At 46.2% G+C, this 12,268-nt stretch carries 11 protein-coding genes; 8 read left to right on the top strand and 3 right to left on the bottom strand.

Translation table 11 applies throughout. The features are described 5' to 3' along the window. The first annotated feature begins 166 nt into the window (after nt 1-166). The 4 genes from R6242_RS08330 (at nt 167) to R6242_RS08345 (ending at nt 5,678) form a co-directional block, all read left to right on the top strand. Nucleotides 167-2,215: a phosphocholine-specific phospholipase C gene (locus R6242_RS08330; RefSeq protein WP_318425947.1), complete on the top strand. Its 2,049-nt coding sequence runs from the start codon at nt 167-169 to the stop codon at nt 2,213-2,215. 147 nt (nt 2,216-2,362) lie between these two features. After that, complete coding sequence (locus tag R6242_RS08335) at nt 2,363-4,132, top strand: ABC transporter ATP-binding protein (RefSeq protein WP_318425949.1); 1,770 nt, start codon at nt 2,363-2,365, stop codon at nt 4,130-4,132. A 110-nt stretch (nt 4,133-4,242) separates the two neighbouring features. Further along, on the top strand, nt 4,243-5,013 hold the full coding sequence (locus tag R6242_RS08340; protein WP_318425951.1) for a substrate-binding periplasmic protein: 771 nt from the start codon (nt 4,243-4,245) through the stop codon (nt 5,011-5,013). Between the two features lie 221 nt (nt 5,014-5,234). Continuing rightward, on the top strand, nt 5,235-5,678 hold the full coding sequence (locus tag R6242_RS08345; RefSeq protein WP_318425953.1) for a hypothetical protein: 444 nt from the start codon (nt 5,235-5,237) through the stop codon (nt 5,676-5,678). Between the two features lie 11 nt (nt 5,679-5,689). Here the strand turns inward: R6242_RS08345 and R6242_RS08350 are convergent, their stop codons facing one another. Continuing rightward, a complete protein-coding gene (locus R6242_RS08350; protein WP_318425955.1) occupies nt 5,690-6,595 on the bottom strand; it encodes a LysR family transcriptional regulator in 906 nt (301 codons plus the stop codon). Nucleotides 6,596-6,692: 97 nt separating this feature from the next. Between R6242_RS08350 and R6242_RS08355 the strand changes: the two genes are divergently transcribed. Together R6242_RS08355 and R6242_RS08360 are read left to right on the top strand one after the other, a co-directional pair. Next, nucleotides 6,693-6,929 (top strand): DUF2798 domain-containing protein, encoded by a 237-nt coding sequence (locus R6242_RS08355; RefSeq protein WP_318425957.1) that lies wholly within the window; start codon nt 6,693-6,695, stop codon nt 6,927-6,929. 293 nt (nt 6,930-7,222) lie between these two features. Then, entirely contained in the window at nt 7,223-7,654 is a 432-nt protein-coding gene (locus R6242_RS08360) for a carboxymuconolactone decarboxylase family protein (RefSeq protein WP_318425959.1), read from the top strand. Nucleotides 7,655-7,668: 14 nt separating this feature from the next. Here R6242_RS08360 and R6242_RS08365 read toward each other — a convergent pair whose 3' ends face one another. Then, nucleotides 7,669-8,181, bottom strand: a complete 513-nt coding sequence (locus R6242_RS08365; protein ID WP_318425961.1) for a GAF domain-containing protein — start codon at nt 8,179-8,181, stop codon at nt 7,669-7,671. Between the two features lie 46 nt (nt 8,182-8,227). Continuing rightward, entirely contained in the window at nt 8,228-10,570 is a 2,343-nt protein-coding gene (gene metE, locus R6242_RS08370; RefSeq protein ID WP_318425963.1) for a 5-methyltetrahydropteroyltriglutamate--homocysteine S-methyltransferase, read from the bottom strand. A 359-nt stretch (nt 10,571-10,929) separates the two neighbouring features. Here metE and R6242_RS08375 point away from each other — a divergent pair, with 359 nt between their 5' ends. Together R6242_RS08375 and R6242_RS08380 are read left to right on the top strand one after the other, a co-directional pair. Continuing rightward, complete coding sequence (locus R6242_RS08375; protein ID WP_293936954.1) at nt 10,930-11,862, top strand: LysR family transcriptional regulator; 933 nt, start codon at nt 10,930-10,932, stop codon at nt 11,860-11,862. Nucleotides 11,863-11,939: 77 nt separating this feature from the next. Continuing rightward, nucleotides 11,940-12,167, top strand: a complete 228-nt coding sequence (locus R6242_RS08380; protein ID WP_318425966.1) for a hypothetical protein — start codon at nt 11,940-11,942, stop codon at nt 12,165-12,167. Nucleotides 12,168-12,268: the final 101 nt, after the last annotated feature.

The raw sequence follows: 12,268 nt of genomic DNA on the forward strand, positions 1-12,268 counted from the left end.
ATAGCAAGATTCTACAATGAATGTGCTAGCCCATATTCGGTGAAGGACATGCATGCCTGTTTATTAGTACAAGGGCTTATTTGCTATAAACCAGCCATAAATTCGACAGGCTGCTTGCCCTTAGCCTATCAACGGCGCTAGTAAACCTTTATGCCACCGCATTAATATGACATTAATTAATCGTAGACATTTTTTAAGCCTATCTGCAAAAACAGCGGGGAGCACTGCCGCGCTGGCAATGATTCCTGCCTGCATCACTAAAGCACTGGCGATTCCTGCTCACAGCCCAACCGGCACCATTAATGATGTACAACACATCGTTATCTTGATGCAAGAAAATCGCAGTTTTGATCATTATTTTGGCAGCCTGCACGGCGTGCGCGGTTTTGGCGATAAACTGGCGATTCCGATTGTGGGCAATCAATTAGTCTGGAATCAAAAAGATGCCAGCGCTAAGATTATTCCGCCTTATCATCTCAACACCCAGCTCACTAGCGCTCAGCGCGTGCCCAGCTCCCCGCATACCATGCCCGATGCTCACTCTGCATGGGCGGGTGGCAAAATGGGAGAATGGCCCAAATACAAAACGCAGTTCTCTATGGGCTATTACCAGCAAGAAGATATTTCGTTTCAATTTGCACTCGCTAATGCATTTACCCTTTGTGATGCTTACCATTGCTCCTTTATGGGTGGAACGCATCCAAATCGCATTTATCTATGGACTGGCATGATCGATCCCAGCGGTAAACACGGTGGGCCTGCGATTAATAATAGTGGCTCAGATAAAAGCTTACCCCCTAAGTATTCATGGACAAGCTATCCAGAGCGCTTGCAAAAAGCTGGTGTCAGTTGGCGGATCTACCAAAATATTGAGGATAACTTCAATAACAACTCCCTTGATGGCTTTGCAAACTATCGACACGCTGCGGACGGCAGTGCGCTCAAGCAGCAAGCAATGTCCACTTGGAGCATGGCGCAGTTCGCCAGCCATGCCGCAGCAGGCAGCTTGCCCCAAGTTTCATGGCTGATTGCCCCTGCCAAAGATTCTGAGCACCCAGCGCCTTCTAGCCCCATTCAAGGTGCGGATTACACTCAGCGGGTACTAAATGCACTGACCGCCAATCCAGAGACTTGGAGTAAAACTGTTTTATTGGTGATGTTTGATGAAAACGATGGCTTCTTTGATCACGTCCCCCCCCCTGCCCCGCCGAATAAACACGCCGATGGCGGCTATGCGGGGAAATCTACCGTTGATACATCGCTTGAGTACCATATCAATGGCCAAGTGTATGGGCTTGGCCCACGCGTACCCATGTATGTGATTTCTCCTTGGAGCAAAGGCGGCTGGGTCAATTCAGAAGTATTTGATCACACCTCGGTGATTCAATTCCTAGAAAAACGCTTTGGGGTATTTGAGCCCAATATCAGCGCTTGGCGACGTGCGGTATGTGGTGATTTAAGCTCAGCGTTTAATTTTGCCGCCCCCAATGACTTAAGCCACGCACCGCTGCCCAACACCAGCCATGCCGACACTATCGTCAAACAGCAAAGCAAATTACCTAGCCCAAGCGCACCGCTGATCCCACACCGCCCCAAACAAGCACAAGGAATTCGCCCTTCACGTGCGCTACCCTATGAGCTGCATTGCCACGCCCAAATCCACGACAAGCAATTAGAGCTCATTTTTAGCAATAGCGGAAAAGCCGGTGCCGTCTTCCACGTTTATGAACCGCTTAATCTAGAGAATGAGCCGCGCCGCTATACCGTTGAGCCAGGGAAAACCTTATCGGACACATGGGATTACCACCAGGATCAAGGCCACTATGACTTATGGGTACTAGGGCCAAATGGCTTTCATCGTCATTTTCAGGGGCATGCCAATACTGAATGCAAGGTAGAAACGCACATTAAGTACGCAGCAAACGGTGAAATTCATTTGCAATTACAAAATACCGGCAAAAAGGAAGCTAGCTTAATCATTCGCGCCAATGACTATCGTAGCGACGGGCCTTGGCCGTTAAAAATAGCAGCGGGCCAAACCATAGAGCATGAATGGAGCTTATTTGAGAGCTATCAATGGTATGACTTTAGCGTAAGTGGCAATCATGGTTTTATACGGCGCTTTGCTGGCAGAGTTGAAACCGGCCAAGATTTAATTAGCGACCCAAGTAATGCTGGAACAACAACAAAACCAAGAAAAAAATTGAGCCGCTGACCTTAAGCGGTGAGCCCTAATCGCATCCCCCACTAAAACCAGCCTGAGTCATATCTAGGTAAAAGCACTGCAAGCCTAACAATCCTTTACACACAGCTGATGAATATTAATTTAGCATTAGCCACTCATTTACACTGGGCTTAAACCATGTCATCACTTCGACGTTTATTTCAGTACGCGGGGGTTTATCGCCGTGATGCTTATTTAGCCAGTTTATTCTCGATCATTAATAAGTTTTTCGACATCTTGCCCGAGGTATTGATTGGCGTTGCCGTAGATGTGGTGGTCAACCGCGAGGCTTCTTTTTTAGCCAAGCTAGGCGTGAGCGATAGCTTTCACCAGCTACTCTACCTTGGCGTCATTACCGCACTGGTGTGGGGCGGTGAATCTTTATTTGAGTATCTATTCCAAATTCGCTGGCGCAATCTTGCACAAAATTTACAGCATGACCTGCGTTTAGACGCATATCGCCATGTGCAAAAGCTGCCATTGTCTTACTTTGAAAATAAAAGTACCGGCAAATTAATGGCAATTTTAAATGACGATATTAATCAGATGGAGCGCTTCTTAAATGGCGGAGCCAATAGCATTATTCAGGTGCTTTGCTCCACCGTTATGGTAAGTGCAGTGTTTTTTTATATCGCGCCGCAACTCGCCCTGATTGCCCTTGCCCCTGTGCCACTGATTTTACTCGGCACATTTTGGTTCCAACACCGCATTGCCCCCCGCTATGCCACCGTGCGTGAAGCCGCTGGGGTAATTTCTGGCCGGCTTAATAATAATTTACTTGGCATTGCCACCATTAAAGCCTTTACTGCCGAAGACTTTGAAGCCAGCCATATATCAGACGCCAGCAATCATTATCGGCAAAGCAACCGCAGCGCCATTCAACTCTCCGCAGCCATTATTCCTGTTATCCGCATGGCGATTTTATCTGGGTTTGTGGTCACACTGGTTTATGGTGGCTATCTGGCACTGAACGGTAAAATTGGCGTAGGCAGCTATTCGGTATTAGTGTTTCTAACCCAGCGTCTACTATGGCCACTCACCGGCCTTGCAGATATCGCCGATCTTTATCAACGCTCCATGACCGCCATCGAACGGGTGCTGGATCTGCTTGATACCCCCATCCATATCCACTATGAAGGCCAACCATTAGGCCAAATCAAGGGCGCGCTCAGTTTTGAGCACGTTAGCTTTAGCTATGGCGAGCAGCCCGTTCTAAAAGATATCAGCCTGCATATTGCCGCAGGGCAGACCGTGGCTTTTGTTGGCGCAACCGGCTCGGGCAAAAGCACGCTTCTCAAGCTATTACTGCGTTTTTATGAACAACAGCAAGGTAGCATTAAGATTGATGGTATTGCCAGCCAAGACATCGCCCTACTCGACTTACGCCGCGCCATTGGCTATGTAGGCCAAGATGTGTTTTTAAGTGATGCCAGCATTGCCCAAAATATTGCCTATGGCCAGCAAGCGGCTGATATCAAGGCGGTAGTGGCCGCGGCGCGTGCAGCAGAAGCACATGAGTTTATCGAGCGTCTACCCCAAGGCTACGACACACAAATAGGCGAGCGCGGGCAAAAACTATCTGGTGGGCAGCGCCAACGCCTCGCCTTGGCACGCGCCATCTACAAAAACCCTAAGATTTTGGTGCTGGATGAAGCCACCAGCGCAGTAGATAACGAAACCGAAGCCGCCATTCAAAGATCCCTAGATCAAATCGCCAAAGGTCGCACCACCTTGGTCGTCGCCCACCGCCTATCTACCGTGCGCAATGCGCATTGTATTTATGTGATGGAGCAAGGCGAAATTATTGAAGCGGGCACGCACGAGCTATTGCTAGCACAAGAAGGTAATTACGCCGCGCTATGGCGCTTACAAACAGGGCTAAGAGAAAATGATGCTGAGCTGGTTTAACCGGTAAAAGACGCTCATCAAATGGACGGTATGGTGACATAAACACTGTGGTGCAACTTACAATCATCAGCTATATTTTGGCTTGCTGCCTTGATTGAAAGGAAATAGTGATGCGTTTATCTTACTCTGGCTGGCTGGCCAGCGTTTTATTCACCAGCCATCTTTATGCAGAAACCATCATCATCAATGCCGAAGATGATTGGGCCCCATTTTCGTCTATGCGTGCAGATAAACTTGGCGTTGAGGGGCTATCACCCAACCTAGTAAAAGCCGCGTTTAATAGCCAAGGCATAAAGGTGCAATTTAATGCAGTGCCTTTTGCCCGCTGCTTAAACGAGGTAGAGCACGGTAAAGTGGTGGCCTGCTTTGATACATCGATCACTGAAGAGAATAAAAATAAATTTATCTGGCACAAAACACCTTTATTTGAAGAAGGCTTATCTATTTTTGCCTTAAGTGAATCCACTGAAAAAAACCTTACCCCACATGATCTAGAGGGGAAAACGGTAGGCCTGACTCATGGTTATACCTACCCCAATATATTAATGGATAATAAAAAAATCATTAAAGACAGTTCTCCTTTTGATGACACACAGTTAAAAAAACTCATTTTAAAACGAATTCAATATGCTGTTATCAACACCACACCTGGCACATTATTGATTAATGGCAACCGCAACTATAAGGATAAAGTTAAAATTGTTGGTTTAGTAGAAACCAGTGTCTTTTATTTAAATTTTTCCAGAAAACACAAAGATGGTCAGCGAATGGCGGACATTTTTGAAAAAGGCATGAAAACGATAAAATCAAATGGCACATACAACCATATTGAAACAGAATTCAAACTTAAGAATGACCTTGTTAGCTCAATTAAAAAATAAACTGATTAAAAAACACAATACATTTAACTTGCAAACCATACATCACACTAAAAAATTATTTAATATATATCAACCTATCACATATGCATGACATGTACGGAATATTATATAAATTAAAATAAATACTTTGCACAAAAACTTAAATTTAAATATTTAAATCCATTAAAAAATTATCAATAAAAATTGAAACATCATTTTTATTCCATCAACGGTTAAAAAAAATGACAATAAAAATGCCAGCCAAATTAAGCGATATTATTGATGCTATTGATTTTATTAGTGGTGACTCCAGCCAAAGTAGCGAGGCTTTTATTCAGATAGCCAGTGGTCAAGTTTTTATCCGCTCAGAATACTTAGATAATATCGAAGATATCAAACTTCCCACTAATCTAAGCGATAAAAATCTCTACCTATCCTTGCCAAGCAAGCATGATTTAGACTTAGCCTCAAAACTACCACTGACTTTTACCAATCAATTTGCACCTGATTACTTTAATGAAGTGCATTCAATGTTCAAGCATCGTGGTGCTTTTGGCCGTTTTAAAGATTGGGCAGATCGCCATCAATTATTAAGTGCTTGGTATCTGTTCGAAGAAAAAAGCACCCAAGCTGCAATCAAAGATTGGTGCCAAGAAAATGACATTATCTTAGCAGAGGAAAACTAACCCTTGCTTAGCTAAGCAGCACTTGAGCCATTAAGCAGCGGCTCTGCTGCTGCAAATACTAATAAATGCTCCAATAAAGCGCGCACCCTAGCAGGTAAATAACGCTGCTGGGGCCATACGGCATAAATGGTCCTTGAATCTGCTTGCCAATCAGGCAATACCTCTTGCAACTCTCCAGAGATTAATTCATCACAGCAAAGAGACACAGGACAATAGCTAATCCCTATTCCTTCTTTTGCCATATGCACGGCGAGAGATAATTCATTCACTCTAAATTTAGCTTGAGCCTGCAATACAAAAGCCTCACCGCTTTGCTTATGGTGCAAATGCCAACGAGCCATAGGTTCGGCAACAATCAAGTGATGATTAGATAATTCTTCTGGTATTTGAGGCTGACCATATTGCTTTAAATACCCGCTAGCCGCCACCATCACCCAATGCACCTCCCCTAAGCGGCGCTGATTAAAGCTGGAATCTTGTTGCACACCCGCTCTAATGGCTAAATCTGCTCCGCTGCCCAGTAAATCTTCCTGCAAATTACTCAGCTTTAGCTCCAATTGCACTTCAGGAAACTTTTGCATAAAGCTAGCCCAGCACTCTTTAAACAGGCCATTGGCTAAAGTAATGGGAGCCAACACCCTTATCAATCCCGCCACACTATGCTGTGTAATATCTAAGGCTTGGGTGGCCTGCTGCAGGGCTTGCAATAAGGGGCGGCATTGCTCGTAATATTGCCGCCCTTCACTGGTAACTTGCATACGCCGTGCACTGCGGCTAAGTAAGCGGCAGCCTAGCTGCTGCTCTAATTTTTGCAAACGCCGTGTCAATGTTGCCGCTGGCAGGCTCATCTTTTGCGCAGCAGCACTTAAACTACCCGCCTCAACCACGGCAACAAATAAGGCTAGATCATCGAGCATGATTTCATTTATGGAATTTAAGTTTGATTTATTGATTGTATTTTCATTTAGATGCTTTTGCTATGCTTATCCAATCTTAAATCAAGCAGGATTCATCATGTCAGATACACAAAAACTACGCTGGGTGTTCTCATTTTTGATGTCTCTACTGATGTCTGCGGTGATGAGCGGCTGGGTCACTTGGATTGTTGCAGGGCTAAATGCCCAGTTTTTACAACATTGGTCACGCGCTTTTATCATGGCTTGGCCAGCGGCGTTTACCATTGTGATGCTCTGCGCCCCCAGTGTTCAGCGCCTAAGCCAGCGTTTAGTTCTGCAAAAAAGTAGAACTTAAACCTTGCCATCACATACCAAAATAAGTCGACAAAAACCACCATTAAACCTAATCGCTTATTCACTATTTACTCATTTATAGTAAAGCAGCTTATCCGCTTAGGATATTTACACTTATTGCACGTGGGTTTTGTGATTTACGTAGATAAACTATTTTGCCTAAGAAAACGCTATTTTGTTCCGTTTCGTCATTCCCGCGCAGGCGGGAACCCAGCATTTACGCTGGATCCCCAATAAAATATTCAGAGATAACGATTTAATCAACGTTTCTAATGATTAATTAAGAAGAGTAAAATGCCCCAATTACGACTCCCCTACTTTGATTTATCTAGTGATGCTCTTGCTGGATTACGCAGCGTAAAAAATTATTTAGAGCATAGCTCACTTGATCAAAATCTATTGGAATGGCTTAATTTGCGGGTATCGCAAATAAATGGCTGCTCTTTTTGCCTAAAACTACACAGCAAAGCATTAAGAAGTAAAGGAGAAGAAAATGAGCGCTTAGATAGCCTAATGGCTTGGAGAACGAGTGAGCTATTTAGCCCTAAGGAACGCGTGGCGCTGAATTGGGCTGAATCACTCAGCCGTATTTCAGAAACCCACGCACCTGATGTGGATTTTGCGGCATTAAAGGCGTACTTTAGTGATCAAGAAATATCAGATCTTACCTTTGCAATTGCCAATATGAATGCATTAAACCGTATTGCAATTGCAATGCGCCAATAGCATTCAATTGATTATCAATGCAAACTATTTTCTAGCATTAAAAAGCCATGCTCTATTTCTTGCATCACCAATTTTGCCATATCGGATAGCATTTCAATTTCAAATGCATTGAGCTGGCGCGGCACGCTATCAATTAAACAAAGCGTGCCTAATTTAGCCCCATTACTGGCAACTAATGGCGCCCCAGCATAAAACCTAATTTGCGGATCGCCCGTAACCAAAGGATTATCAAAAAAACGCATGTCTTGTAACGCGTCTTCAATCACAAAAACCCCATCTTGCAAAATAGCATGACCGCAAAATGAAATATCCCGCGGCGTTTCTTTGGCACCTAGCCCACAAGTCGATTTAAACCACTGCCGCTTGCTATCAATCAAGCTAATTACTGCAATTTTCACCCGAAAAAAGGCAGCCGCAGCGATGGTAAGGTTATCAAAACGCGCTTCAAACGGAGTATCCAAAATCAATAGCTCTCGCAGCGTTTCTAGGCGCAAGGCCTCGTTTGAAGGTATAGCCGGCACCTGCATACACAATCCTGTCTAAAAATAACAGGTGCCATTATACTCTTGAAATCTAGTTGCAAGCACAACCACCATGAAGATGTGACTTAGTGGTAAGTACAGCAAACTCCGGCAAACGACCATGCTCACTTAAGTGCTGGCGTGCTTGGCGAGTAGCCTCCAGCATATTGGCAAGAGCAGCTTCGGTTTCTGGCCAGTTACGCGTTTTTAAGCCGCAATCTGGATTGACCCACAGTTGCTCAACGGGCACCACCTCAGCGGCCTTGGCAATCAGACGCAGCATATCTTCTACCGGCGGAATACGTGGGCTGTGAATATCATATACACCAGGGCCTACTTCATTTGGATATTTGAAGGTACCAAAACCTGTCAGCAATTCCATATCTGAACGGCTGGTTTCAATGGTAATCACGTCAGCATCCATAGCGGCAATCGCTGGCAGAATATCGTTAAATTCCGAATAGCACATATGGGTGTGAATTTGCGTTTGATTAGCAACCCCAGATGCCGAGATACGGAAAGCGGCGGCGGCCCAATCCAGATAAGCGGCCCAGTCACTCTTTTTCAGCGGCAGGCCTTCACGGAAAGCGGGCTCATCAATCTGGATAATGCCAATACCGGCGGTTTCCAGATCCACCACTTCATCACGAATCGCCAGCGCAATTTGCTGTGTGGTGACCGAACGCGGCTGATCATCACGCACAAACGACCATTGCAAAATAGTCACCGGCCCTGTCAGCATGCCTTTCATTGGCTTTTGCGTAAGGCTTTGCGCGTATTGCGTCCACTCTACCGTCATCGGCGTTGGGCGGCTCACATCACCAAACAATACCGGCGGTTTTACGCAGCGGCTGCCGTAGCTCTGTACCCAGCCAAACTGGGTAAAGGCAAAGCCAGATAATTGCTCGCCAAAGTATTCCACCATATCGTTACGCTCGGCTTCGCCGTGTACCAGTACGTCAATACCCAACGCTTCTTGCTTATCCACCGCAAGGCGAATCTCTGCCTGCATCTGGCTAATATAATCAGCCTCTGCTAACGTTCCTTTCTTAAACGCGGCGCGCGCAGCACGAATTTCCTTGGTTTGTGGGAAAGAACCAATGGTGGTGGTTGGCAATGGTGGCAGATTAAAGCGCGCTCTTTGCTCAGCCTGACGCGTGGCAAAGATAGCATGACGACGGGCATCTGCATCGCTCAGTGCGGCAATGCGGGCGCTAACAGCGGGGTTATGAATTCTAGGTGAAGCCTTGCGAGAAGCCACTTTAGCCGCGTTTGTCGCCAGCTCAGCACTGACATCTGCGCCACTCAGTGCGCGTTTTAATACACTGATTTCCTGTAGTTTTTGCTTAGCAAACGCTAGCCAGCCTTTCAGCTCATCATCTAGCTTGGTTTCCTGCGCCAAATCAACCGGCACATGTAATAGCGAGCACGATGCGGACAACCAAATATTGCTACCCCGATGCGCTTGTAAGCGCGCCAAAATAGCGGATAAATCGCTAACCCAGATATTACGGCCATCCACCACGCCCAGCGATAAGACCTTGCTACTTGGCCAGTTAGCAGCGAACACATCCAGCTGTTGCGGTGCACGCACTAAATCGAGATGCACACCGGCTACCGGCAGATCACGCAATAAAGCGACATGAGCCGAGACCGATTCAAAATACGTAGCCAGTAAGATTTTTGGCCCAGTATGAGCAAGGCTGAGGTACGCTGGCTCAAATGCCGCTAGCCATTCGCTTTCTAAATCTAAACCTAAGATAGGCTCGTCTAATTGCAGCCATTCCACGCCCAGCTTGGCTAGGCGCTCTAATATACGATTGTAAGCTTTCAGCACTTTAGGCAGTAGGCTGAGCTTATCAAAAGCAGCTTGCTCTTTTGACTCTGACTTAGCTTTGGCTAGATAAAGAAAAGTCAACGGGCCTGGCAGTACTGGCTTTACCGTGTGCCCCAGCGATCTAGCTTCTTCAATTTCATAGAAGAACCAATCTACGCCACCGGAAAAATCGCTGTTTTCATCCAACTCAGGCACTAGATAGTGGTAGTTGGTATCAAACCACTTAGTCATTTCTTGAGCAGGCTGGGCCACATTGCCACGCGCCAGCTCAAAATATTGTTTTAAGCTCAGGTTTTTAGCATCAAAGCCAAAACGGACAGGCAGCACCCCCAGCAGCGCAGAAGCATTCAGCATCTGGTCGTACCAAGCAAAATCACCCACGGCAACAAAATCTAAGCCCGCTTCTTTTTGCCATTGCCAGTGCTGGCGGCGCAGGCAGCTACCCGTTTGCGCCAGCGCGCTTTCATCGATCTCCCCCTTCCAGAACTGCTCAACAGCGAACTTCAGTTCACGCTGAGCGCCAATACGCGGGAAGCCAGTAATATGAGCAGTAGTCATAGAAAACTCCGAATGTTATGAAAATAATTTTTCATGAAGATGATTTGTATCATGCATGCTAGATTGGTATGATTCAAATTCATTATTTTCATAGCAATGATGAATTTTACTCAACAAAATAAAACCTTATACTTTAATAAGTAAGGAAGCTAAACCTTGAAGCACTGAGAACAGCAAAAACAGCGAAAATCCCTTAAAAAAACCTAAAAAATAAGCCCTTAGCTTGTAAAACACTCAAAAACTAAAGCCAAGCCACTTAAAGGGATAAAATTTTCTCTATAAAGCGCCGTACCTTCTTGGATCGAAGTGGTTCAAGATTTGTGTTTTGACTCATAGATAACGCCACTAAAAGATTAGCCATGCAATCAATACTCGAACTTCGCCACCTTAAAACCCTACTCGCCATTCGTGAGTCTGGTAGCCTGACCCGTGCTGCAGAACGCTTGCATCTGACGCAATCTGCGCTTTCGCATCAAATCAGGTTATTAGAAGAGCATTACGCGCTGCCGCTGCTGATCCGTAAATCAAGCACTAAATCTGCCACACTCCGGCTCACTCCGGCAGGAGAAAAACTGGCCCTATTGGCTGCAGAAGTATTGCCACGCATAGAGCAGACCGAACGCGATATCGCCAAGCTCAGAGAAGGCGAGGCAGGCCAGCTGCGCATTGCCGTGGAATGCCACACCTGTTTTGACTGGCTGATGCCTGCGATGGATAACTTTCGTGGCCACTGGCCTGAGGTAGAGCTGGACATCGTGTCTGGCTTTCATGCCGACCCAGTGCAGCTTTTATTTGAAGAACGAGCGGATTTAGCGATTGTTTCCGAAGCTGCAGACGAAGCGGGAATCAGCTATCAGCCGCTATTTAGCTATGAAATGATCGCCCTGATCGCCAAAGATCACCCACTGGCAGCCAAAGCCTATTTAAGCGCCGAAGACTTTGCCGATGAAACGCTGATTAGCTATCCCGTTCCTGATGAAATGCTTGATTTATTAAGAAAGGTGCTTAAACCTGCGGGCATTAACCCCAAGCGCCGAACCACCGAACTGACCGCAGCTATTTTGCAGCTGGTGGCTAGCCGCCGTGGCATCGCTGCCCTACCTAGCTGGAGTGTGCAGCATTATTTGGAGCGTGGTTACGTGGTTGCTCGGCCCATTACCGCTCAAGGTCTCACCTCGGATCTTTACGCCGCCATCAGCCACGCCCAAGCTGATACGGCTTTTGTACGTGACTTTGTGAGTACCATGCGCGAAGTCAGCCATATCAGCCTACCCGGTGTGACGCTGTTATAAACACCCTAGGGGCACGGCATGCCGTACCTCTACAAAAAACATGGGATAATCGCGGCCTATCTTACTGTTTGTAGCCCATGCATACTCTTTCTCAATTACGCTCTGGCCAGCTGGCGGGGGTTTCTCGACTTGATTTGTCTTGCGGGCTCACTGAATTTCCTCAAGAAATTTATCAACTGGCTGATTCTCTAGAAATCCTAAATTTATCAGGTAATGCGCTCTCATCCCTGCCGGATGACTTGCCGCGGCTACACCAGTTAAAAGTGATTTTTTGCTCAGACATGTTCACGCCGATTGAAATTTGACCCACCCTGCCGATCGAATTTTGACCCAGGGCCGAGCGTTGCTTTTTATCGGAGCAACTGTGGATAAGTCTAGCAAATAGCGGGCCACTCACCCGCTATTT

Origin of the sequence: Iodobacter sp. CM08 (assembly GCF_033446605.1) — a bacterium.
In the GTDB taxonomy this organism is placed as follows: Bacteria; Pseudomonadota; Gammaproteobacteria; order Burkholderiales; family Chitinibacteraceae; genus Iodobacter.